Source organism: Curtobacterium sp. ABR8 (genome assembly GCF_057812125.1).
In genome coordinates, this window is record NZ_CM173818.1 from 141,667 (window position 1) to 163,884 (window position 22,218).

The following is a 22,218-nucleotide window of genomic DNA, read 5'->3' on the forward strand; positions in this document are numbered from 1 at the left end:
GTACCGACCGGACCGTCGAGGGCGGGACAGGGGACAGCACCGCCCCCACCCTCGACGACTCAGGAGCAGTCGGACTTGGTGAACGTCGTGTCGAGTGTCTTCGAGGAGCCGTCGAACGCGTAGGTGTACCGCATGTCGACGTCCTCGTCGAGGAGTTCCTTGGTGTCGCTGTTCGAGCAGAGCGTCGGGCCGACCGAATCGCGGATGGCGCTCTCGGTGATCGAGGCCGGGTCGACGCTGGACGACACCGTGTAGTCGTAGTGGATGGCGTTGCCCTCGGCTTCGACACCAGTCCACGTCGTCACGGAGTCGACCTGCTTCGGCAGGTCGCTCTGCTCGCGGATCTGCACGACGGCCTTCGAGACCTTCTCCTCCGTCGAGTCACTGAACGCGGCGGTCAGCGCCTGGCGGACCAGGATCGCGACGACCACGGCGACGACGACGCCGAGCAGTGAGATGAGGACGCGCTTGCCGCGGGACTGCTTGGGCGGCGGCGCGTACGGAGCGCCGGCGGGAGCGGGCTGCGCGTACGGCTGCTGGCCGGGCTGCTGCTGCGCCCAGGGCTGCTGGCCGGGCTGTTGCTGGTCGGCGTTCGGCTGCGGCTCGGACCCCGGGTAGGGCGGCGGTGTGGTCGTCATGGTGTTCCCCCTCGTTGCAGTGCGCGGCCTGACACCGTCGTCCGGCGTCGGGTCCCTCCCCGACACGGGCCGCGGACACCTGAGCGACCATTCAAGCACGGGCAGGAGCGGCGCAGCGCGGCTGTCCGTCCCCCGCGCCGGCTCCGCGCCGTCAGGCGGAACGCCGTCAGGCGGAACGCCGTGCTGCCCAGCGGCCCTCGGACCGGAGGATCGCGAGCGGGAAGTCGAAGGCGTGCGACACCGCCGACGACGTGATGACCTCGTCCGCGGTGCCCCGCGCGACCACGGCGCCGTCGCGGAGCAGCATCGCGTGCGAGGTCGACGCCGGCAGGTCCTCGAGGTGGTGCGTGACCATGACGCTGCCGAGCTCGGGGTGCCGGTGCCGCAGCGCGTCGACGGTCTCGAGCAGGTGCTCCCGCGCTGCGACGTCGAGGCCGGTCGCCGGCTCGTCGAGCAGCAGCAACTGCGGCTCCGACATCAGTGCGCGCGCGATGAGGGTGCGGCCCCGCTCGCCCTGGGACAGCACGGGCCAGCGGGCGTCCCGCCGTGCGGTGAGCCCGACGTCGGCGACGTGCTGCTCGGCTGCCGCGACCTGGGCCGCCGTGGGCTCCCACCGCACCATGAGGTCGGTCGTGCCGGTCAGCCCGGTCAACACGGTCTCGAGCACGGTGAGCGGCGAGAGCATCCGGTGCCGGGGATCGACGTGCCCGATGTGCTCGCGGAGCTCCCGGACGTCGACCCGTCCCAGGCGTCGACCGAGCACCTCGACCGTGCCGGCGGTGGGGTGGCCCGTCGCGCCGAGGACCGCGAGCAGCGTGGACTTGCCGGCGCCGTTCGGCCCGAGGAGCGCCCAGTGCTCACCGCGCCGGACCGTCAGGTCGACGTCGTGCAGCAGGTCGCGCCCGGACCGGGTCACGCGGACACCGGTGGCGTTGATCAGGACGTCGGTCACCCGTCCATCCTGGCCCGTCAGCTGCGTGCGGAGCGGACGGACTCGATGTGCTGCTCGAAGTTCCGGGTCAGCGCACGCCCGGCCTCGGCGGCCGTCTCGCCGTCGCGCTCGTCGAGTGCCTCGCCGAGGATCGAGAAGAACGCCTCGGAACCGTACTGCTCGAACGCCGGGGTGGGGTTGAGCGTGAAGCGGACGCGCTCGAGCGCACCTTCGGCGGCGACCTGCACGAGCGGGTTGCCGGAGTGGGCGATGGCGAACTCGATGATGTCGGTCACGGCACCGCTGAAGCCGAGGTCGCGGACCTTGCGGAGTCCGTCGGCACGGTCGAGCAGCTTCTGCATCGCCGCGACGTCCGCGTCGTCGTACTCGGGGACGCCCCAGCGCAGGCTGAGCTCGAAGAACCCGGCCGTGGCACGGGTCGCGGTCACCCAGTCGTCGAACGTGGGGGTGGCGACGCGGGTGTACCGGTTCGCCTCCATCTCGACGAGGCCGATGTCGACGAGCTTCGCGATCGCCTCGCGGATGGGGGTGCGACTGACTCCGAGCCACTGGACCAGCTCGTCGTCGTTCAGGCGTTCGCCGTGCTGGAGCGTGCCGTCGCGGAGGGCTGCCAGCATCTTCTCGTACACGACGTCGCGGAGCAGCTTGCGGGGTGAGTTCTCGACCGTGGACTTCGGGACCGGCATGTCATCTCCTCGTGCATCGGACTCGGTACTGGAATCCTAACGTGTCAATTTGCAAGCGCTTGTAAAATTGTGGTACAGGAGTATTTCAGCGCCGCAGGTCGACGACCGTCCGCCCGTGCACGCGCCCTGCGACGACGTCCGCGCCGACCGCGATGGCCTGCTCCGGTGTGATCGTCCGGGTCACGCCCGCCAGCAGCGCGGGGTCGAGGTCGGTCGCCAAGCGCTCCCACGCCCGACGCCGGAGCTCCAGCGGGGCGTCCACCGAGTTGATGCCGAGCAGCGACACCGCCCGCAGGATGAACGGCAGCACCGTCGTGGGCAGCGCGGAGTCCTGGGCGAGCCCGCACGCCGTGACGGCACCGCCCCACCGGGTGCCGGCCAGCACGTTCGCCAGCGTGGCCCCGCCGACGCTGTCCACGGCGCCGGCCCACGTCGCACGCTGCATCGGCTTGCCGGGCTCGGACAGCGCACTCCTGTCCACGACCTCCGTCGCGCCCAGTCGTCGGAGCGAGGCCTCGTTGGCGCTCCGACCGGTCGACGCGGTGACCCGGTGGCCCCGGGCGGCGAGCAGGGCGATCGCCACCGTCCCCACCCCGCCGGACGCGCCGGTCACGAGCACCGGCCCGGCATCGGGCGCGACGAACCGTTCGAGCGCGAGGACGCTGAGCATCGCCGTGAACCCCGCCGTGCCGATCGCCGCCGCGAACGAGTCCTCGATCGTGTCCGGCAGCACCACGAGGGAACCGGACGGCACCACCGCGTGCTGGGCCCAGCCACCGTGCCGGGTCTCGCCGAGCCCGGCGCCGTTCAGCACGATGCGGTCGCCGATCGCCACGTCGTGCACCCCCGGACCGAGGGCGGACACGGTCCCGACGACGTCGATGCCCGGCACGAGCGGGTCGACCCGGGCGACACCCGGGTTCCGAGCGAGCGCGAGGCCGTCCTTGTAGTTGACGCTCGAGTACGTCACGTCGACGAGGGCTTCGCCCTCGGTCGGATCGGGCAGGTCGACGTCGGCGACGGTGGGCGGGGTGGAACTGGACACGACTACGGCGCGGGTCATGCGCCGGACGCTACCCCGGGCCTCCCGGCTCTGCCTGCTGCGATACGGAACGGGGCGTACCCAACGGAACCGGGCGTACCGGGGCGGAAGAACCGACCAGGTACGCCCGAAACGACCAGGTACGCCCGAAACGCCCCCGCACTACCCGAACATGATGGCGGCCTCGTCGAACCGGGCCTGCGGCACGGTCTTGAGCTCGCCGAGCGCCTCGTCGAACGAGACGTGCACGATGTCCGTGCCCTTGAGGGCGACCATCCGGCCCCAACGCTCCTCGACGACCGAGTCGATGGCCGCCAGACCGAGCCGTGTCGACAGCACCCGGTCGTACGCGGTCGGCGTGCCGCCGCGCTGGATGTGCCCGAGTGTCGTGGCGCGCGTCTCGATGCCCGTCATCTCCTCGATGAGCGGCGCGAGGCGCTCGCCGATGCCACCGAGCCGCGGACGGCCGAAGGCGTCGAGCCCGCGCTCGGTGTGCGCGTTGTCCTCGTGGTCGGGGACGAAGCCCTCGGCCACCACGACGAGCGGTGCACGCCCGCGGTCGTAGGCGGCGCGCACCCACTTCGCGATCTGCTCCATGCTCGTCTTCTGTTCCGGGATGAGGATCGCGTGCGCGCCCGCGGCCATGCCGGAGTGCAGGGCGATCCAGCCGACGTGCCGGCCCATGACCTCGGCGACCATGCAGCGGGAGTGCGACTCGCCCGTGGTGCGCAGACGGTCCATCGCCTCGGTCGCGATCGCGACGGCGGTGTCGAACCCGAAGGTGTAGTCGGTGGCGCCCAGGTCGTTGTCGACCGTCTTCGGCACGCCGACGATCTTCAGGCCCGCGTCGGTGAGGCGCTTCGCCGCCGCGAGCGTGCCCTCGCCGCCGATCGCGACGATGGCGTCGATGCCGTGGCGCTCGAGCATGCGCTCGATGTTCTCGACCCCACCGTTCGGTCCTTCGAAGGGGTTCGTGCGGCTGGTGCCGAGGATCGTGCCGCCCTGCTTGGCGATGCCCTGGATGTCCTTGCGGCCGAGCGGGACGATGTCGCCGTCGACGACGCCGCGCCAGCCGTCCCGGAACCCGACGAACTCGTGGCCGTGGATCGCGATGCCCTTGAGGACGATCGCGCGGATGACCGCGTTCAGGCCGGGGCAGTCGCCTCCGGAGGTGAGGATGCCGATGCGCATGGGAACTCCGTCGTCGGGTGGTGCGGGTGGGGTCGTGGGGGACTGCGACCATCATGACTGACGGTGGTTGCGCATTACCATCCCGGTGTGACCCTGCTCGACTCCGCCTCGTCGTCCGCCGGTGCGTCCGGCGACGCGTCCGGTGCCCCTGGTGCGTCCGTCGATGCGTCTCGCGTCGACACGGTGTACCGACCGGGAGGCCCGGTGGACGTCACGTCGACCCTGCGGCCCCTGCAGCGCGGCTCCGGCGACCCCGCCTACAAGGTGGTCGGGTCGGTCGTGTGGCTCGCGCTCCGGACGCCCTCCGGCCCGGCTTCCGTGGCGATCCGGCAGGCTGGCGACACCATCGCGGTCTCGGCGTGGGGCGACGGTGCTTCGTGGGCGGTCGAGCACGCGCCGGAGTTGCTCGGTCGCGGCGACGACTGGGACGGGTTCGACGTCTCCGGGCACGCGTTCCTCGCTGCCGCCCGGCACAGGCAGCCCGGGCTCCGACTGCTCCGCACGAACACCGTCGTCGCGATGCTCGTGCCGGCGATCATGGAGCAGAAGGTGACCTCGCGGCAGGCGTGGGGAGCGTGGCGGTACCTGCTCCGGCGGTACGGCACCGCGGCACCCGGGCCGGCACCCGACGGTCTCGTCGTGCCGCCGACGGCCGACGAGTGGGCGCGGATCCCGAGCTGGGAGTGGCACAAGGCCGGCATCGAGCCCGGACGGTCGGCGACGGTGATGCGGGCGGTCCGGCTCGCCCCGGCGCTCGAGCGCACGCTCACCCTCGGCCGCGGCGGATCGGTCGTGTCCGCGCGGCTGCAGTCGATCCCGGGCATCGGGAAGTGGACGGCTGCCGAGACCGCGCAGCGCTCCCACGGCGACCCGGACTCGCCGAGCGTCGGGGACTTCCACGTCCCCGCGCTGGTCGGGTGGGCGCTGACCGGGGGACCGGTCGACGACGACGGGATGCTCGAGCTGCTCGAGCCGTGGCGCGGGCACCGGGAGCGGGTCGTCCGGCTGATCGGCGGCTCGGGGTTCCGGAAGCCGGCGTTCGGGCCGCGGCTCACGATCCAGGACCACCGCGGGCACTGACCGCGGGGGCGTCAGGGGTGGCGGGTGCCCTCGCCGGCCAGCACGGCGCGGTAGCCCTCGCGGAACGTCGGGTACTGCGGAGTCCAGCCGGTGGACCGCAGCAACGCGTTCGACAAGCGCTTGTCACCACCGGACTGCCGGGCACCGCCGTCGCCGGTGACGGGCTCGGGAACGCCGAGTTCGCCGGCCAGGAACCGCAGCACGTCGTCCAGCCGGCTCGGTTCGTCGTCGGTGCCCAGGTAGGTCGGCGCCGGGTCCGGCACGGTCGCCAGGTGCACGAGCGCCGCGGCGGCGTCGTCGCGGTGGATCCGGTTCGTGTGCGATGAGGCACCGGGGGCCAGGCGTGCGGAACCGGAGCGGACCTGGTCGATCAGACGCTCGCGGCCCGGCCCGTAGACCCCGGACAGGCGGACGAGCACGGCGTCGGGAGCGCGTTCGCGCAGCAGCGCCTCGGCCTCGACCAGCACGTGAGCGGTCGGGGTCCCACCGTGCGCCGGGGTGTCCTCGGTGACCACGCTGCCGTCGTCGACGTCGTACACCGCCGTCGACGACACCACGAGCAGTCGCGGGTCGGCATCCGAGGCGTCGATGCCGTCGAGCACGTTCCGCAGGCCGTCGACGTAGGTGGCGCGGTACTCGTCGACGTCGCGGCTGCCGGCGGCGAAGGCCACGACGACGACGCTCGTGTCCGCGGGGATCTCGGGGGTCTCGTGTCGCAGGTCGACGCTCCGGCCGGTGATCGGCGCCGGGACCAGTTCGGCGCGGCGGCGGAGGCCGACCACGTGGTGTCCCTGTTCGGCGAACCGCAGGCCGGCCTCGGTTCCGAGGTCGCCGCAGCCGGCGATCACGACGGTGTCGTTGTTGTGCACCCGTCGACCTTGGCACGGGCACCTGGTGGACGCTCCAGCGCCCGGCCTGCTGTCGCGCAGAGCACCTTCCGTCAGTCCGACGTACGAGCGGGCTCGTCGTCCTTCGTCTCCACGCCGTCGTGACGCATCCGCACGACGCTGGCCAGGGTCGACAGCGCCATCGCGGCGATGATCACGATCAGGGAGACCCAGGTGTTGATCTCCGGCGCCCACTCGATGTGCTCGCCACCGTTCAGGAAGGGCAGCTCGTTGTCGTGCAGCGCGTGCAGGACGAGCTTCACGCCGATGAAGGCGAGGATCACCGCGATGCCGTACTTCAGGTAGACGAGTCGCTCGAGCAGGCCGCCGAGCAGGAAGTACAGCTGCCGCAGGCCCATCAGGGCGAAGACGTTCGCGGTGAACACGATGAACGGGCTCTCGGTGATGCCGAAGATCGCCGGGATCGAGTCGAGCGCGAACAGCAGGTCGGTGGTGCCGATGGCGATCAGCACGATGAGCAGCGGCGTGAAGTGCCGGACGCCGTCGTGCGTGGTGCGGAACTTCATGCCGTCGAACGTGTCGGTGAGGCGGACCCGTCGGCGGAGCAGCCGGACGATGAAGCTGTCCTGCTGGTCGTCGCCGTCGTCTTCACCGCGGAGCTGCTGGATCGCGGTCCAGATCAGCCAGGCGCCGAAGATGTAGAAGATCCACGAGAAGTTCTCGATGAGCTGGGCGCCGACGAGGATGAAGATGCCACGCAGCACGAGCGCGATGATGATGCCGAGCATCAGCACCTCTTGCTGGATCTTCTTCGGCACCGAGAACCGCGCCATGATGATGACGAAGACGAACAGGTTGTCGATGCTCAGGCTGTACTCGGTGAGCCAGCCCGCCAGGAACTCGCCCGCCGAGTCGCCGCCGGCGAACACGAGCATCAGGACCGCGAAGACCAGCGCGAGCCCCACGTAGACGCCCACCCACGTCGCTGACTCCCGCAGGGTCGGCACGTGCGGGCGGCGCGCGACGATGAGCAGGTCGGCGAGCAGGATCGCGACGATGGCGATCAGCGAGCCGACTTCGAACACGACGGGGAGTTCGGGCATTGCGGCCTTCCTGGCTGCAGGTGGGACGGTGGATGAACAGCCTGACAGATCCGAACGCATCCGTGAGCCGGATCGTTCCTGCCGGTGAACGATCCACCGGGCCACCTCGTCGTCTGGGTATGGGACTCCGCACACGCACCAAGGTCATCATCGGCATCTCCACCGGCGTCGTGGTCATCGCGGCCGCCGCCGTCATCGCCGGCCCGTCCATCTACGCGAACACCGTCAACGGGCAGGCCGCTGCAGCTCCCTCGTTGCAGGCGACGTCGTCCGCCAGCCTGGACGCGGCGGACGCCGACGGCACCTGGACCAGCCAGAGCGGCTCGTACGCCGGCTACCGGGTGCACGAGGTCCTGCAGGGGAATGATGTGAACGTGGTCGGACGCACGAAGGACGTCGAGGGCACCGCCGAGGTCGACGGTGGCTCCCTCGCGAAGGCGACCGTCACGGTCCAGGTCGCGAAGATCACCACCCCCGAGTCCGCACGCGACGCCTACTTCCGGGACACCGCCCTCGAGACGGACGAGTTCCCGACGGCGACCTTCACCCTCACGAAGCCCGTCGACGTCTCGAAGGCGCTCGACGGCAGCAAGCAGGACGTCACCCTGAACGGCACGATGGACCTGCACGGTGTCACGAAGGCCGTCACCGCCGACGCGCAGGTCGCCGTCGGCGAGGGCGGAACCGTGCAGGTCGCCGGTTCGGTGCCGATCACGTTCGCCGACTACGGCGTGAAGGCCCCCTCGCTCGGCTTCGTCACCGTGGACGGGAAGGGCTCCGTCGAGTTCTCCCTCGACCTGCAGAAGTGACCGTGACGAGTCGTTCCGCCGACGAGCTGCTCGCGACGCTGTACCGCGAGCACGGCGACGCGCTCACCCGGTACGTCCGGCACCTGACGCGGGACGGCTCGGCGGTCGAGGACGTCGTGCAGGAGACCATGGTCCGCGCCTGGCAGCGACCGGCGGTGCTGGAACGCGCGCCGGACAGTGCACGCGCCTGGCTGTTCACCGTGGCGCGCAACCTCGTCGTCGACGATGCCCGGTCCGCCCGGAACCGCCGAGAGCTCGGCACGGAACACCCGGTCGACCGCGCGGAGTCGGACCGCACCGACGCCGTCCTCGACCGCATCGTCGTGGCGGACGCGCTCGCGTCGCTCTCGCCGGACCACCGCCGCGTGGTGGTGGACGCCTACTGGCTCGGCCACACGGTGCCGGAGATCGCACGACGTCACGACATCCCCGAGGGCACCGCGAAGTCGCGGTTGCACTACGGGCTGCGAGCCCTGCGGCTCGCACTGCAGGAACGAGGAGTGACCCGATGAGCGACGACCCCTACGCAGAATGGGATGCGGCGTACGTGCTCGGGTCCCTGTCCCCGGACGAGCGGCTCGAGTACGAGCAGCACCTGGAGACGTGCGACCGTTGCACGGCCGCCGTCGCCGAGCTGGTCGGCCTGCCCGGTCTGCTCGCCAAGCTGCCGGCCGACCAGGCGATCGAGATCGCGGAACCGGACGGGAGGCCCGACACCGGTTCCGAGAGCACCCTCGCCTCCGTGGCGCACCGCGTTCGACACCGCCGCCGCCGTCGCCGGGTCTGGGTCGCCGCCACCGCGGGGCTCGCGGTGGTCGCCGCCGTGCTCGGCGGGCTCGCCGTCGGCACGGCGGGGGACCGCGGCACGGTGCAGGCCGGACGCGACGTCTCGGCATCGGCGACCGCGGACCGGTACGACATGACCGGCGCCCAGGGACTCGACGTCGACCTGGCCGTCAGCGGCGAACAGTGGGGCACCCGCTTCGACTGGGGCTGCTCGTACGGCGGCAAGGAGTGGGCGGCGGACGGCTCGGTCATGTACGACCTGGTCGTGGTGCGGTCCGACGGCTCCACGCAGATCGTCGGCTCGTGGACGGCCGCCGGCGAGGACGCGAAGGGACTGTCGGCGTCGACGGACATCCCGCGCGACGACATCGCGAGCGTGCAGGTGCGGCTCCGCGGCGAACAGGGCGCCCTCGCCGTCGTCGACCTCTAGCTGACCCGCCCGCCCTCCGCCCCCGCGCCCGCCCGCCCCCGAGTTCCGTCCGCCCCGAGGTTCCGAAATCTCGGCATCTGGGCGCGACTCACGGCGGTTCGTGGAACCTCGGCGCTCCACGGGTGGCGAGTCGTGGAACCTCGGCGGAGGTGCTCGGGAGAGCCATCGCCGGGAAACGAGTTGAACGGCGCGCTCGGACGTGCGCTGCCTGACGACCCCAGTCCTAATCCCGAGGTTCCGCGATTTCGGAACCTCGGCGCGGCGAGAGGGCGTTCGTGGAACCTCGGCGCTCCACGGGTGGCGAGTCGTGGAACCTCGGCGGAAACGCCCGGGGGAGTCCTCGGCGGACGCGCGCGGACTGTCAGCCGGAGACGGCGTCGTCCGACACGTCGGGGCCGATCGCGTCCTGGACGCGCGCACTGACGGACCGGAGCGTGTCCGCGTCAGTCCCCACGGGCCTCCAGAACAGGTCTTCCAACGCACCGGTGTGCGCACGGATGCCGGCGAGGACCGCGCGACGGCCGTCGGGGGTCATCTCCACCCAGCTGCCCCGGCCGTCGGTCGGGCAGTCGGCCCGGCTGACCAGGCCACGGGAGACCATGCGCGTGACCTGGTGGCTGACGCGCGACTTCTCCCAGCCGATGCCGGCGGCGATGTCGCGGACGCGCAGCCGGTGGTCCGGCTCCCGGTGCAGGCCGATCAGGATCTCGAACTCGGGGATGGAGATGCCGGCACCCGCCTGGACGGCCTGGTCGAGCGCTCGGTCGAGGCGTCGCCAGACGTCGTGGTAGGCGTCCCACGTCGCCCAGTCGTGGCCGTCCTTGCCCTGCGTCGACATTCCTTCAGCGTATCCACCGTCGGGGCCGACCGACCCCGACGCCGCGTACTTCGTCCGTCCGGATGACCCGAACGGGGCGCTGTGGACCGCTCCGGACCGCCCGTACGATGACCGGGCCGTGCAGCGCTCGGCCCGACGAGACAGGAACCCGCATGACGAACCCCTCCGCGCAGCCGCCGACGGCATCCATCCGCCCGACGAACACCCTGGCGATCATCGCGCTGGTGCTGGGTTTCGTGGTCCCCATCGGCGGGGTCGTCGTGGGGCTCATCGCGCTGCCGCAGCTGCGGCGGACGGGTGAGGCCGGACGCGGTCTCGCGCTCACGGGAATCGTCGCGGGCGCGGTCATCTCCGTCTTCTCGGTGTTGCCGGTGCTGCTCGTGCTGCCGGAACTGATCCGGGTGTTCGGCTGACTTCATCCGTCCGGATGACTCCTGGCCGACGTGCGGCGCGCTCCAAGGTGAGGTCGGAGGTGCGGCATACGATCGGAGCATGCCGAGCGCCCGCCTCCAGGACTGCACCGACGATGCCGTGGCGCTGGTCCGCCGGTGGCTGGCGGCGTCCGCCGGGGCGAAGCCGGACGCCGGTGCCGCTCGCCTCGCCGAAGCCCTGCGGGACGAGCGTGGCCTCGACTTCACGCGCAGCTTCGTCGACAAGGTCATCCGCCCCGAGGACCCCCGGGTCGCCGCCCGTAACCTCGAGCAGGTCAGCCGCGACGTCCCCGACTTCCTCGCCTGGTACCTGCGCGGTGCGGTGACGCTCGGCGGTGGGTTCGCGACGATGGCGCCGTGGGCCGTCATCCCGACCGCTCGCCGGATCCTGCGCCGGATGACGGGTCACCTGGTCATCGACGCGAGCACGGCGAAGCTCGGTCCGGCGCTCGCGAAGGTCGGGGGACCGGGCACCCGGCTCAACGTGAACCTGCTCGGCGAAGCCGTGCTCGGCAGCGCCGAGAGCGACCGTCGGCTGCAGGGGACGATGGACCTGCTCGCCCGCGACGACGTCGACTACGTGTCGATCAAGGTCAGCTCGGTCGTGCCCCAGACGTCGATGTGGGCGTTCGACCAGACGGTCGAGCGGGTCGTCGACCGTCTGGTGCCGCTGTACCGGTTGGCGGCGGCTCCGCTGGCGTCCGGCGGCCAGGCGAAGTTCATCAACCTGGACATGGAGGAGTACCGCGACCTCGACGTCACCCTCGCGGTGTTCCGGACCCTGCTCGACCGCGACGAGTTCGCAGGGCTGCAGGCCGGCATCGTGCTGCAGGCCTACCTGCCCGACGCCGCCGGGGCGCTCGAGTCCCTGACGAGCTGGGCGCAGGAGCGCCGGGCCCGGGGCGGGGCTCCGATCAAGGTGCGGCTCGTCAAGGGCGCGAACCTGGCGATGGAGCACGTCGACGCGATCGTGCACGACTGGCCGCTCGCCACCTGGGGCAGCAAGCGCGAGACCGACAGCGCCTACCTGCGCATGCTCGACGCCGCGCTGACCCCGGAGCGCACCGACGCCGTCCGGATCGGTGTCGCCGGGCACAACCTGTTCGACCTGGCGACCGCATGGGTGCTCGCCCAGCGCCGCGGGGTGACCGACGCGATCGACGTCGAGATGCTGCTCGGCATGGCGTCCACGCACGCCGACGCCGTCCGCGCCGACGTCGGCCAGATCCTGCTCTACACACCCGTCGTGCAACCGGACGAGTTCGACTCCGCGATCGCGTACCTGGCCCGACGGCTGCAGGAGAGCGCGAGCCCCGAGAACTTCATCGCCGCAGCGTCCGACATCGACCACGACGCCAGCGTGTTCGACCGTGAACACGGCAGGTACCTGGCCTCGGTCGCGGCCCTCGACGAGTCGGTACCAGCGACGCACCGCACCCAGGACCGCCACCGGGCGCTCGGCGAACCCGTGCTGCGCGACGCGTTCCGGAACGCCCCGGACACCGATCCCTCCGTCCCCGCCAACCGCGCGTGGGCGCTCGACGTCCTCCGCCGAGTGCCGCGCTCGCAGCTCGGCGCGCAGACGATCCGCGGGGCCAAGGTCGCCGACCGATCCAAGCTCGAACGGATCATGGCCCGCACCGCCCAGGCCGGCGTGAACTGGGGTCGGCAGGACCCCTCCGACCGCGCCGAGCTCCTCGACCTGATCGGGCACGAGCTCGAGACCCGCCGCGCCGACCTGATCGAGGCGATGGCGGCGGAGACCGGCAAGACGTTCTCCGAGGCCGACACCGAGGTCACCGAGGCCGTGGATGCCGCCCACTACTACGCCGAACGAGCCCGTCGTCTCGGCGACATCGAGGGCGCCCGCTACGTCCCGCCGCGTCTGACCGTCGTCGTGCCGCCGTGGAACTTCCCCGTCGCGATCCCCGCCGGCGGGGTGCTGGCGGCGCTCGCCGCGGGCAGCGGTGTCGTCCTGAAGCCGGCACCCGAGGCGAAGCGGAGCGGTGCGCTGCTGGCCGACGTGCTCTGGGACGCCGGTGTGCCGCACTCCTTGCTGCAGCTCGTCGACCTGGCCGAGGACGAACTCGGTCGAGACCTCGTCGGGCACCCCGCCGTCGACCGCATCATCCTGACCGGTTCGGCCGACACCGCGCGGTCGTTCCGTTGGTGGCGCGCCGGACTGCCGCTCAGCGCCGAGACGAGCGGCAAGAACGCGATCGTCGTCACACCGAGCGCCGACATCGACCTCGCGGTGCAGGACATCGTGCAGTCCGCCTTCGGACACGCCGGCCAGAAGTGCTCGGCGGCGTCCCTGGTGGTCCTGGTCGGCACGGTCGGCGAGAGCGAGCGCTTCCGTCGGCAGCTCGTCGACGCCACGCGCACGCTCCGGGTCGCCTGGCCGGACGACCCCACCGCGCAGGTCGGCCCGGTCATCGCGGAGCCCGAGGGCAAGCTGCGGCAGGGCCTGACCGAGCTCGGGCCGGGGGAGTCCTGGCTCGTGCAGCCGACGGCACTCGACGACTCCGGGCGGCTCTGGTCACCCGGCATCCGCGACGGTGTCCGCCCGGGCAGCGAGTTCCACCAGACCGAGTACTTCGGTCCGGTGCTCGGCATCATGCGTGCCGAGACGCTCGAGCAGGCCATCGCGATCCAGAACGGCACCGACTACGGCCTGACGGCGGGCATCCACTCGCTCGACGCCGACGAGGTCGCGGACTGGCTCGCCAGCGTGCGCGCCGGCAACCTGTACGTGAACCGCGGCATCACCGGCGCGGTCGTCGGCCGGCAGCCGTTCGGCGGCTGGAAGCGGTCGTCGGTGGGCACCGGCACGAAGGCGGGCGGTCCGATGTACGTGGCGACGCTCGGGCGGTGGGAGCCGGTCCCACGCACCGTGCACAAGAGCATCCAGTTGCACGGGCTGCCGCCGCGCGTGACCGCGGTCATCGAGGCTGCGCGCAGCGGACTGTCGTTCGAGGAGTTCGACCAGGTGCGCGCCGGTGCGCTGAGCGACGTCCGGGCGCGCGAAGAGCTCTACGGCGTCTCGCACGACCTGTCGGGGCTCGTGGTGCAGCGGAACGTCCTGCGCCACCGACCGCAGTCCGTCATCGTGCGGCAGGCGGAGGACGCCTCGGCGGGTGACCTGGTGCGAGCGCTCGTCGCCGCAACGGCCGCCCGCGCCCACGTCCTGCTCAGCACCGCCCGTCCGTTGCCCGGCCCGCTCACCCAGCTGTTCGCCTCGAGCCGGTCACCACTGGACGTCGTCGACCACCTGGTCGAGTCCGACCAGGACTTCCACGCCCGGGCATCGTCCGGTGCCGTGTTCCAGGCGAACTGGACGAGCGGCGAGGACGACGAGCCCATCGACGCGCTCGGGGACATGCTCGCGCAGGGCCAGGACCGACCCGTGCACACGGCGTTCGGTGGTCCCGGGGCACGCATCCGACTCATCGGCGGCGACGCCCTGGCGCTCGAGGAGGCCCTCGGGGCGAGCATCGACGTCGCGATCCACGACGCCCCGGTGGTCGAGGCCGGGCTGATCGAGATGCTCCCGTTCATCCGTGAGCAGTCGGTCTCGATCACCGCCCACCGGTTCGGGGACGTCGACGCGGACTTCGCCGACCTGCGCGTCTGACGTCCCCGGCTCGGGTCAGTCCTCGACGTCGCCGCCCTCTTCGTCCTCGACGCCGGTCTCGTCCATCCGGTCGCGCAGGTGGTCGGCCATCGCCCCGGCACCCTCGCCGCGGTGATCGTGGTCGACCTGTTCGATCAGGCCGTGCAGCTTCTCGTGGTTCGTGGCCTCGGTTGCGCCGTCCATGACGGGCTCGGTCTGCTCGTTGTCGCTCATGCCGCGGACGCTACGCCGTGGTGGCTGCGGACCGGTAGTGCAGTTCCACGGCACCGCCGGTGAAGGGCGTCGTCCCCACCAGTTCGAACACCGGGGTCGGCGCGGCGACCGGCAGGAGTGGGGCACCGGCGCCGAGCGCCACCGGCATCACGGTGACGCGGAGCTCGTCGAGCAGCCCGGCCTGCTGGTACTGGGCAGCGAGCAGTCCACCGCCGACGACCCAGACGTCGCGCTCACCGGCTGCCCGTTCGAGGTCGGCCTGGTGGTCCGCGACCTCGCCCGAGACGAAGTGCACCTCGGCGCCGTCCGGCACCGGCAGGTCGCGCGTGGTGAACACCCACGTCGCCAGGTCCGGGTACGCCCACGTGTCGTCGTGCTCGAGCAACCACTCGTACGTGGTCGAGCCCATGACGATCGCGCCGATGCCCGCGAAGAACCGGTCGTGGTGCTCCTGGAACGGCTCGAAGCCGAACTGCAGCAGCCAGTCGAGGTCGTCGTCGGGCGCGGCCACGAAGCCGTCCAGCGAGGACGCGACGGAGTAGGTGGTGCTCATGTCCCGGACGCTACCGAGCACCTCTGACAGGCGTCAGCGGCGACCGCCACGTCCGACGACGGCCACCTCGGCGACGGTGAGTGCCGCGGCGATCCACACCTGCTGCAGGGCGAACCGGCGGCGCTGCGGGTCGAGGGCGAGCGGGACCATCGTCGCTCCGTGCGCCGCGTCGACGAGGGCGCTGAGGGTGTGTGCGTTCCCCGTGCCGGCGCGTGCGACGAGTGCGGCCTGCGCGAGCTGCCGGACGCCGAGCACACCGTGCAGCACGGACTGGTCGCGTCCCCGGAACGAGCGGCTCAGATGCCAGACCCCGAGGACCGCTCGGCCCAGCTCGACCGCCGACGCCCCCGCTCGTGCACGGCGCGTCATCGTCGTCGTCCTGCCACGAGTGCGACGGCTCCGACTGCACCGATCGCCGCCCCGATGATCCCGTTGCCCATCCGCCGGTGCTCCACCCACCAGGTCTGCGGCGACCAGGCGTGGGCCGACTCGTCGAACACCCCGTGCGCACCGTGGTCGCCCGGCACCGGCTCGTACAGGTTGTCCTGCAACTCGAGGCCGTCCTTGTCCGGCGCCTGCTGCCCGGAGACGAGCGTCTTGGCGGCGTACCAGTCGGCGAAGCGTCCGCTGATCCGGTTGCCGAGGATCGTGTAGACCGTCGACTCACCGACCCAGGTGCGACGGCGAGGGCGCTCGGCCACGGCAGCGATCGCGCGGGCACCGACCTCGGGCTGGTAGATCGGGGCGACCGGCTGCGGGTGGTGCGGCAGCTTCGACTTCACCCACCCGAACTGGATCGTGTTCAGCGCGGGCATGTCCACCCGCGAGACCTTCACCTTGCTGCCCTGTTCGAGCAGCTCGGAGACGACGGACTCGGTGAACCCGACGATCGCGTGCTTCGCACCGCAGTACGCGGCCTGCAGCGGGATGCCGCGGAATCCGAGCGCCGAACCGACCTGGACGACGTGCCCCTGGCCGCGGGGCACCATCCGCGAGAGCGCGGCACGGGTGCCGTTGACGAAGCCGAGGTAGGTGACGTGCAACGCCCGCTCGAAGTCCTCGGGGGCGGTGTCGAGGAACTTCCCGAACACCCCGACCATCACGCCGTTCACCCACAGGTCGATCGGCCCGAGTTCCTGCTCGACGCGGTCGGCCGCGGCCTCGACGGCCTCGCGGTCGGACACGTCGGCGACCAGCGCCAGTCCACGGCGTCCGGCGGCCTCGACCTCGGCGACCGCGGCGTCGACGCCCTCCTGCCCGCGGGCGAGGACGGCCACGTCCCACCCCCGAGCGGCGAGCTCCCGGACGGTCGCCCGTCCCAGTCCTGCGGATCCACCGGTCACCACTGCCACTCGAGTCATGGCTCCCTTGTACCTGCGGTCGGCCGTGTACCACTCAGCCGGTGTCCCCCGAAGCGACGGCCCTGGACCAGGCCGGCACCGACCGGCCATGCTGGCCACGTGGACGCCCGCGACCCCGAGACCGACGGCACCGCCGAGGAGGCACCGCCCGGCTGGGTCCTGAACACACCGACCCGGCTGCGTGAGGTCTGGACGTACCCGGTGCTCGAGCTGCTCCTCGCTGCCGCACACGTCGCGCTCGGCGTCGCCTTCGGTGGTGCGTTGGCGCTCGTCGTCGGGGTGTCCGCCGCGGTGGTGACGACCGCCGGTGCCGTCGCCCTGTTCGTGGCGGGTCGGCACGCGTACGACGAGCAGAGCCGCGACGCCTCGTGGCGGTGCCACGTCACCCGCGTGGTCGTGGCGGTCGGGAGCGTCGGCATCGTCTCGGTCGCCACCCTGACCGTCGGGTTCCCCTTCGGCGCCCTGTTCGGTGCGGTCGCCGGCGTCCCGACGGCGTTCCGCTTCGCTCGCTCCGTGCCGCGGATCGATCACCTCGTCGTCGCGTGGACAGCACTCGCGGTCGCCGTGTGCTGCGTCGTCCTGGCGGTCCTCGGCCTGACGCTCGCTGATCTCCCCGACTACCGGAGCATCTTCTGGACGTTCGGCGCTGCCTTCGCGGTGATCAGCGTCGCGGTGGCCGTGCACCAGTTCGTCGTCGCGCGTCGGTCACCCCACGACTGACACCCACCGGCCTCAGCGCCCCCGCCCGAACCGCGTCGTGACGCCCGGCGAGTAGAGCACCGAGTCCGGCTCGAGCTCCGTCAGCCCGAAGGGCAGCCCCGCCGCCCCGACCAGGTCGTCCCGCAGCGACACCACCGAGGCCCGGTGCAACGGCCACGACTCGTGCTCGTTCGGCCAGAACCGTGTCCGTCCGGCCCGGTGCACGTGCATGCCCCACCGCGCGGTCAGGAACGTCTCGAGCGCACTCGGCTCGGCGAGCTCGTCGCCGACCCGCACGTCGACCAGGGACCGCAGGTGGGTCCCGTGCCGCCGCATCGCGTACCCGACGCGGCCGTCGCCGCTCCGCGACTCGGCGTCCGCCCACCAGTAGGGCAGCCCGGTGGCCACGCGTGCGCCGAGCGTCGGCAGCAGCTTGCCGGCGTCGAGCGACAGGAACACGACGCCGTGCTGGCCCTGCTCGTCGACCGTGTAGACGCGGACGTTCACCTCGACGAAGTCGCCGATGGAGCCGGTCCGCCCGAGCGCCCCGAGGGGCGGGAACCGGGTGTCCTCGAACCGGAACGCGATGAGGCCCACCCAGGTGGTCACCCCGTCGTCGGTCCCGTCGGGCGCCATCGTGTCGGGCCACGTTCCGGCCGGCAGCAGCGGGGCCACCGCCGACACGTCGACGCGCCAGTGCACGAAGACGACGTCGAGCCAGTCCTGCGAGATCCAGGGACGGCCCGGCAGGCCGGGGGCGACGGCCTGGAGGCCCGGGGTGACGTGGGTGGGTCGGGTGTCGGTCACGAGCTGGTCGCCTCCGGTTCGATGTGGCCTGCGACGGGCGCGTCGTCCCACCCCTGCTGCGGGGTGTCGCAGGTGTCGCGGAACACGTACTGTGACGGCCGCTTCCGCTCGCTCGACGTCCAGTCGATCGCGGGGCGTCGTCGTTCCGGCGGAAGGTACCCGATCCGGTAGACGGCCATCAGCTCGAGCGACTCGGGCACCCGGAGCAACCCCTCGATCTCCGCCCAGGCGCCCGGGGCCTCCATCGGGAAGGACACGAACTGGATCCCCAGGCCGAGCTCGGTCGTCGCGAGCCAGATGTTCTCCATCGCGGCACCCATGCTGAACACCGAGTAGAAGCCGGACAGCTCCTGCTCCCGGTACTCGTGGCGGTCGAGCATCACGCCGAGCAGCAGCGGCGACCCGGCGACGAGCTTCCGGTTCTCCTCACCCAGGCTCTGCGGTACCCGGAGCGTGTTCATGAGCAGCTGCCCGCGCTTCGTGAACACCTGCTTCGTGAACGGCCGGAGTGGTCCGGGCAGCTTGTCGAACAGCATGCCGTCGCGCCGCTCGTCCATCTCGGCCTGCGAGAACCGGAAGTACGGCTTGTACCGCTCGAAGAACGTCCCCTCGGCCATGGTGCGGGTCATCGAGCTGCCGCTGATCGCGGCAACGCGGTCGATCGTGTCGCGCTCCTCGACCAGCACGAACCGCCACGGTTGGCTGTTCAGCTGCGACGGGGCCCGGCCGGCGAGCTCCATGAGGAGCCGTTGGTGTTCCTCGGACACCGGATCGGGCAGGAACGCCCCGTTCGTGGTCCGGCGGCGTCGGATGGCCTCGAAGAGCTCCACTGCTTCCCCTCGTGTCTCGTCGTCACGGTCGACGCCGCACCAGCAGCGCCCCCAGGTAGGACGGCGCGGCGGCCACCGCGGTCTTCCAGTGTGCTCCGGAGCGCGGGTTCGTGCGTGGCGCGAGTGCGAGGGGGACGAGGGCGGGCAGCAGGAACAGCGCCGAACGGTCACGGGTCCACAGGGGGGTCGTCGCGGCGGCCCCGGTGAGTGTCGCGGTCACGACGAACAGGCCGTGGTGCACGACGCGGAGCTTCTCGGTCCGGATCAGCCGGACGGCGACCGCGGTGCCCCAGAGGCAGTTCGCGACGTAGGCGACGCTCGCAGCGGTGACCAGCTGCCGGGCCGGGCGCGACCCCGTGGGCGGCGATCCGCGCCTTCCGGTCGTGTTCCGTGCCATCTGCCGGACGTTACGCGGTGTCGCGACTGACCAGCTTGGAGAGCACGATCGCGGACCGCGTGTGGTCCACCTGCGGTGCGAGGCGGACCTTGTCGAGCGCTTCTTCCAGCGCGGACAGGTCCTTCGAGCGCATGTGCACGACGGCGTCGGCGCTCCCCGTGACCGTGCCGGCGTCGATGACCTCGGGCACGGTGTCGAGCAGCGCCCGGAGTTCGTCGGGGGAGACGGTGCCGCGGCAGTACAGCTCGACCCAGGCCTCGGTCCCGCGGTCCTCGACGGCGGGGTCCACCTTGATCGTGAAGCCCTGGATGACACCGTCGCCGACGAGCCGGTCGACACGGCGCTTGACGGCCGATGCCGAGAGTCCGACCACCGACCCGATGTCGCCGTACCCGGCGCGGGCGTTGTCCCGGAGTTGATCCAGGATGCGGTGGTCGAGCGAATCCATTGCACCCATCGTACGCGGACTTCTTGCGAGGTCGGCAGGTCGGACGCACGAAACGTGCGTCACCCGAACGGGTGCCACGGCGCTTTGCCACCGGTGCTGCACTTGCCGGACGGTCTGTGTCAGGATCGTCGTGGCGTCGACCTGGTCCGCTACGGCGAGTGAGCCTGCATCTCGCCGGAGCACCTCTCCTTCGTTCCGTTTCGGTTCCTGGCAGGCTCGGGCCCCGGTCCCTTCTCAGGAGGACTGATGTCGAACACCGCACCCTCGACCACCCACGCACCGGCCCGCACCGCCACCAAGCGGACGATCCTGATGTGCAAGCCGGACTTCTACACGGTGAGCTACCGGATCAACCCGTGGATGCACCCGGAGGAGCCGACCGACACGTCGAAGGCCGTCGCCCAGTGGCAGACGCTCGTCGACGTGTACGAGCAGCTCGGCTTCGACATCTCGTACATCGACCCCATCGACGGCCTGCCGGACATGGTCTACGCGGCCAACGGCGGGTTCGTCCTCGACGGCATCGCCTACGGCGCGAAGTTCCAGTACCCCGAGCGCCAGCCCGAGGGCCCGGCGTACATGGACTGGTTCCGTCAGGCCGGCCTGACCGTCGCCGAGCCGGAGCAGACCAACGAGGGCGAGGGTGACTTCCTGCTCATCGGCAACACGATCTACGCCGGCACGGGCTTCCGGTCGGACAGCACCTCGCACGACGAGCTCGCGACGATCTACGGCCGCGAGGTCGTCACCCTCAAGCTCATCAACCCGAGCTTCTACCACCTCGACACCGCCATCGCCGTGCTCGACCCCGAGCCCGCCGCTGACGGCACCAGCAACATCGCGTACCTCGAGAGCGCCTTCGACGAGCCGTCGCTGGCGATCCTGCGCGAGCGCTTCCCGGACGCGATCATCGCCACGGAGGAGGACGCCGCGATCCTCGGCCTGAACTCCTACTCCGACGGGTACAACGTCGTGATCGCCGCCCGGGCTGTTCGGTTCGCCGAGCAGCTGAAGGAGAAGGGCTACAACCCGATCGGCGTCGACCTGTCCGAGCTCCTGCTCGGCGGCGGTGGCGTGAAGTGCTGCACGCTCGACCTGCACCCGGTCGGCACCGGCAACTCGGTCGCGCGCTCGCTCGGGGTCAGCTGATGTCGGCGGCAGCGTCGCTCGGGGTCAACACCGCGGCGGCGCTCGCCGTCGAGGACCGCGCCCTCGCGCACAACTACAGCCCGCTGCCCGTCGTCATCGCGTCGGGCTCCGGAGCGACCGTCACCGACGTCGACGGCAAGCAGTACCTGGACGGTCTCGCCGCGTACTCGGCGGTGAACTTCGGCCACGGCAACCCCCGGCTGCTCGACGCCGCACGGGCGCAGCTCGACCGGGTCACGCTCACCAGTCGCGCGTTCGTGAACGACCAGCTCGGGCCGTTCGCCACGGCACTGGCGGCGTTGACGGAGACCGAGATGGTCCTGCCGATGAACACCGGTGCCGAGGCCGTCGAGTCCGCGATCAAGGTGTCCCGCGCCTGGGGCTACCGGGTGAAGGGCGTCCCCGCGGACCGCGCGACCATCATCGTGGCGTCCGGCAACTTCCACGGGCGTACCACGACGATCATCTCGTTCTCCGACGACCCCTCCGCCCACGACGACTTCGGGCCGTTCACGCCCGGCTTCCGCACCGTGCCGTACGGCGATGCCGATGCCCTGCGCGAGGCGATGGACGAGACCGTCGTCGCCGTGCTGCTCGAGCCGATCCAGGGCGAGGGCGGCGTGGTCATCCCGCCGGCCTCGTACCTGCCTTCCGTCCGGCAGGTCTGCGACGAGTTCGGTGCGCTGTTCATCGCCGACGAGATCCAGTCCGGCCTCGGTCGCACCGGGCACACGCTCGCGGTGCAGCGCGTCGGGGTGCGCCCCGACCTCATCACGCTCGGCAAGGCCCTCGGCGGCGGGATCGTGCCGGTGTCGGCGGTGGTCGGCTCGCGTGACGTCCTCGGCGTCCTGCGCCCCGGCGAGCACGGCTCGACCTTCGGTGGCAACCCGCTCGCGGCGGCCGTCGGGGCCGAGGTCGTCGCGATGCTCGGCGAGGGCACGTTCCAGCAGCGGGCCCTCGACGGCGAACCGTTGCTGCGAGGACTGCTCGACGAGCTCGTCGGGCACGGCGTCGTGTCGCACCGCGTGGCCGGACTCTGGGCCGGGATCGACATCGACCCCGCGCTCGGCACCGGCAAGGAGATCTCGAAGGACCTCGCCGACCGCGGGCTGCTCGTGAAGGACACCCACGGGTCGACGATCCGCTTCGCCCCGCCCCTGGTGGTCACCGACGACGAGCTGCGCACGGCGATCGGGACGCTGGCGGACGTCCTGGCCGCGCGCGCCTGACGGGTTCGCTCCACGCGCTCGCTTCGTGAGCAGAAATGGTCGGGTCGCCACACGGCACCCGACC

At 71.6% G+C, this 22,218-nt stretch carries 25 protein-coding genes; 9 read left to right on the top strand and 16 right to left on the bottom strand.

From position 1 onward, the window contains the following. Positions 1-59: 59 nt before the first annotated feature. The 5 genes from ACXKZB_RS00675 to ACXKZB_RS00695 all read right to left on the bottom strand — a co-directional run bounded on the left by ACXKZB_RS00675 (position 60) and on the right by ACXKZB_RS00695 (position 4,509). A complete protein-coding gene (locus ACXKZB_RS00675) occupies positions 60-638 on the bottom strand; it encodes a hypothetical protein (RefSeq protein ID WP_488824292.1) in 579 nt (192 codons plus the stop codon). 166 nt (positions 639-804) lie between these two features. Next, positions 805-1,590 carry an ABC transporter ATP-binding protein gene (locus ACXKZB_RS00680; protein WP_488824293.1) on the bottom strand — a complete coding sequence of 262 codons (786 nt, stop codon included), beginning with the start codon at positions 1,588-1,590 and terminating at the stop codon, positions 805-807. A 17-nt stretch (positions 1,591-1,607) separates the two neighbouring features. Next, entirely contained in the window at positions 1,608-2,276 is a 669-nt protein-coding gene (locus ACXKZB_RS00685; RefSeq protein ID WP_111083777.1) for a GntR family transcriptional regulator, read from the bottom strand. 85 nt (positions 2,277-2,361) lie between these two features. Beyond that, positions 2,362-3,339, bottom strand: a complete 978-nt coding sequence (locus tag ACXKZB_RS00690) for an MDR family oxidoreductase (RefSeq protein WP_488824294.1) — start codon at positions 3,337-3,339, stop codon at positions 2,362-2,364. Between the two features lie 141 nt (positions 3,340-3,480). After that, positions 3,481-4,509, bottom strand: a complete 1,029-nt coding sequence (locus tag ACXKZB_RS00695) for a 6-phosphofructokinase (protein ID WP_123311084.1) — start codon at positions 4,507-4,509, stop codon at positions 3,481-3,483. A gap of 93 nt (positions 4,510-4,602) precedes the next feature. Here ACXKZB_RS00695 and ACXKZB_RS00700 point away from each other — a divergent pair, with 93 nt between their 5' ends. Beyond that, a complete protein-coding gene (locus ACXKZB_RS00700) occupies positions 4,603-5,589 on the top strand; it encodes a DNA-3-methyladenine glycosylase family protein (RefSeq protein ID WP_488825939.1) in 987 nt (328 codons plus the stop codon). Between the two features lie 11 nt (positions 5,590-5,600). On the opposite strand, the gene ACXKZB_RS00705 is transcribed toward ACXKZB_RS00700, so the two are convergent. Together ACXKZB_RS00705 and ACXKZB_RS00710 are read right to left on the bottom strand one after the other, a co-directional pair. Beyond that, positions 5,601-6,458 carry an NAD-dependent epimerase/dehydratase family protein gene (locus ACXKZB_RS00705; protein ID WP_488824295.1) on the bottom strand — a complete coding sequence of 286 codons (858 nt, stop codon included), beginning with the start codon at positions 6,456-6,458 and terminating at the stop codon, positions 5,601-5,603. Positions 6,459-6,529: 71 nt separating this feature from the next. Further along, positions 6,530-7,540 carry a TerC family protein gene (locus ACXKZB_RS00710; RefSeq protein WP_488824296.1) on the bottom strand — a complete coding sequence of 337 codons (1,011 nt, stop codon included), beginning with the start codon at positions 7,538-7,540 and terminating at the stop codon, positions 6,530-6,532. A 119-nt stretch (positions 7,541-7,659) separates the two neighbouring features. Between ACXKZB_RS00710 and ACXKZB_RS00715 the strand changes: the two genes are divergently transcribed. Genes ACXKZB_RS00715 through ACXKZB_RS00725 form a run of 3 tightly spaced genes read left to right on the top strand, consistent with a single transcriptional unit; the run spans position 7,660 to position 9,565 of the window. Next, complete coding sequence (locus ACXKZB_RS00715; protein ID WP_488824297.1) at positions 7,660-8,349, top strand: YceI family protein; 690 nt, start codon at positions 7,660-7,662, stop codon at positions 8,347-8,349. Further along, positions 8,346-8,861: a sigma-70 family RNA polymerase sigma factor gene (locus tag ACXKZB_RS00720; protein WP_123311076.1), complete on the top strand. Its 516-nt coding sequence runs from the start codon at positions 8,346-8,348 to the stop codon at positions 8,859-8,861. The genes ACXKZB_RS00715 and ACXKZB_RS00720 overlap by 4 nt, the downstream gene beginning before the upstream one ends. Further along, a complete protein-coding gene (locus ACXKZB_RS00725) occupies positions 8,858-9,565 on the top strand; it encodes an anti-sigma factor (RefSeq protein WP_488824298.1) in 708 nt (235 codons plus the stop codon). Before ACXKZB_RS00720 ends, ACXKZB_RS00725 begins: the two co-directional genes overlap by 4 nt. Positions 9,566-9,926: 361 nt before the next feature. Here ACXKZB_RS00725 and ACXKZB_RS00730 read toward each other — a convergent pair whose 3' ends face one another. Then, positions 9,927-10,403 carry a MarR family winged helix-turn-helix transcriptional regulator gene (locus ACXKZB_RS00730; protein WP_123311071.1) on the bottom strand — a complete coding sequence of 159 codons (477 nt, stop codon included), beginning with the start codon at positions 10,401-10,403 and terminating at the stop codon, positions 9,927-9,929. Between the two features lie 152 nt (positions 10,404-10,555). On the opposite strand from ACXKZB_RS00730, the gene ACXKZB_RS00735 reads away from it, so the two are divergent. Together ACXKZB_RS00735 and ACXKZB_RS00740 are read left to right on the top strand one after the other, a co-directional pair. Further along, on the top strand, positions 10,556-10,816 hold the full coding sequence (locus ACXKZB_RS00735) for a DUF4190 domain-containing protein (RefSeq protein ID WP_488824299.1): 261 nt from the start codon (positions 10,556-10,558) through the stop codon (positions 10,814-10,816). 79 nt (positions 10,817-10,895) lie between these two features. Continuing rightward, on the top strand, positions 10,896-14,468 hold the full coding sequence (locus ACXKZB_RS00740; RefSeq protein WP_488824300.1) for a proline dehydrogenase family protein: 3,573 nt from the start codon (positions 10,896-10,898) through the stop codon (positions 14,466-14,468). Positions 14,469-14,483: 15 nt separating this feature from the next. Here the strand turns inward: ACXKZB_RS00740 and ACXKZB_RS00745 are convergent, their stop codons facing one another. The 4 genes from ACXKZB_RS00745 to ACXKZB_RS00760 are packed head-to-tail and all read right to left on the bottom strand — an operon-like array spanning position 14,484 to position 16,595. Beyond that, complete coding sequence (locus ACXKZB_RS00745) at positions 14,484-14,681, bottom strand: hypothetical protein (protein WP_488824301.1); 198 nt, start codon at positions 14,679-14,681, stop codon at positions 14,484-14,486. A 10-nt stretch (positions 14,682-14,691) separates the two neighbouring features. Further along, the gene (locus tag ACXKZB_RS00750; protein ID WP_488824302.1) at positions 14,692-15,234 is read right to left on the bottom strand and encodes a dihydrofolate reductase family protein; all 543 of its coding nucleotides are present in this window, start codon (positions 15,232-15,234) and stop codon (positions 14,692-14,694) included. Positions 15,235-15,267: 33 nt separating this feature from the next. Next, on the bottom strand, positions 15,268-15,603 hold the full coding sequence (locus tag ACXKZB_RS00755; protein WP_488824303.1) for a hypothetical protein: 336 nt from the start codon (positions 15,601-15,603) through the stop codon (positions 15,268-15,270). Then, positions 15,600-16,595: an SDR family oxidoreductase gene (locus ACXKZB_RS00760; RefSeq protein ID WP_488824304.1), complete on the bottom strand. Its 996-nt coding sequence runs from the start codon at positions 16,593-16,595 to the stop codon at positions 15,600-15,602. Before ACXKZB_RS00760 ends, ACXKZB_RS00755 begins: the two co-directional genes overlap by 4 nt. 99 nt (positions 16,596-16,694) lie before the next feature. On the opposite strand from ACXKZB_RS00760, the gene ACXKZB_RS00765 reads away from it, so the two are divergent. After that, positions 16,695-17,315, top strand: coding sequence for a hypothetical protein (locus tag ACXKZB_RS00765; protein ID WP_488824305.1), 621 nt, complete (start codon positions 16,695-16,697; stop codon positions 17,313-17,315). 12 nt (positions 17,316-17,327) lie between these two features. Here the strand turns inward: ACXKZB_RS00765 and ACXKZB_RS00770 are convergent, their stop codons facing one another. The 4 genes from ACXKZB_RS00770 to ACXKZB_RS00785 are packed head-to-tail and all read right to left on the bottom strand — an operon-like array spanning position 17,328 to position 19,776. After that, the gene (locus ACXKZB_RS00770; RefSeq protein ID WP_488824306.1) at positions 17,328-18,101 is read right to left on the bottom strand and encodes a YqjF family protein; all 774 of its coding nucleotides are present in this window, start codon (positions 18,099-18,101) and stop codon (positions 17,328-17,330) included. Next, the gene (locus tag ACXKZB_RS00775) at positions 18,098-18,931 is read right to left on the bottom strand and encodes a nitroreductase family protein (RefSeq protein ID WP_488824307.1); all 834 of its coding nucleotides are present in this window, start codon (positions 18,929-18,931) and stop codon (positions 18,098-18,100) included. Before ACXKZB_RS00775 ends, ACXKZB_RS00770 begins: the two co-directional genes overlap by 4 nt. A gap of 22 nt (positions 18,932-18,953) precedes the next feature. Next, positions 18,954-19,328, bottom strand: coding sequence for a hypothetical protein (locus ACXKZB_RS00780; RefSeq protein WP_488824308.1), 375 nt, complete (start codon positions 19,326-19,328; stop codon positions 18,954-18,956). Positions 19,329-19,338: 10 nt separating this feature from the next. Further along, positions 19,339-19,776 carry an Lrp/AsnC family transcriptional regulator gene (locus tag ACXKZB_RS00785; protein WP_111083794.1) on the bottom strand — a complete coding sequence of 146 codons (438 nt, stop codon included), beginning with the start codon at positions 19,774-19,776 and terminating at the stop codon, positions 19,339-19,341. Between the two features lie 246 nt (positions 19,777-20,022). Here ACXKZB_RS00785 and ddaH point away from each other — a divergent pair, with 246 nt between their 5' ends. Together ddaH and rocD are read left to right on the top strand one after the other, a co-directional pair. Then, a complete protein-coding gene (ddaH, locus tag ACXKZB_RS00790; RefSeq protein ID WP_222659106.1) occupies positions 20,023-20,925 on the top strand; it encodes a dimethylargininase in 903 nt (300 codons plus the stop codon). Continuing rightward, complete coding sequence (rocD, locus tag ACXKZB_RS00795) at positions 20,925-22,154, top strand: ornithine--oxo-acid transaminase (protein WP_488824309.1); 1,230 nt, start codon at positions 20,925-20,927, stop codon at positions 22,152-22,154. The genes ddaH and rocD overlap by 1 nt, the downstream gene beginning before the upstream one ends. Positions 22,155-22,218 lie beyond the last annotated feature (64 nt).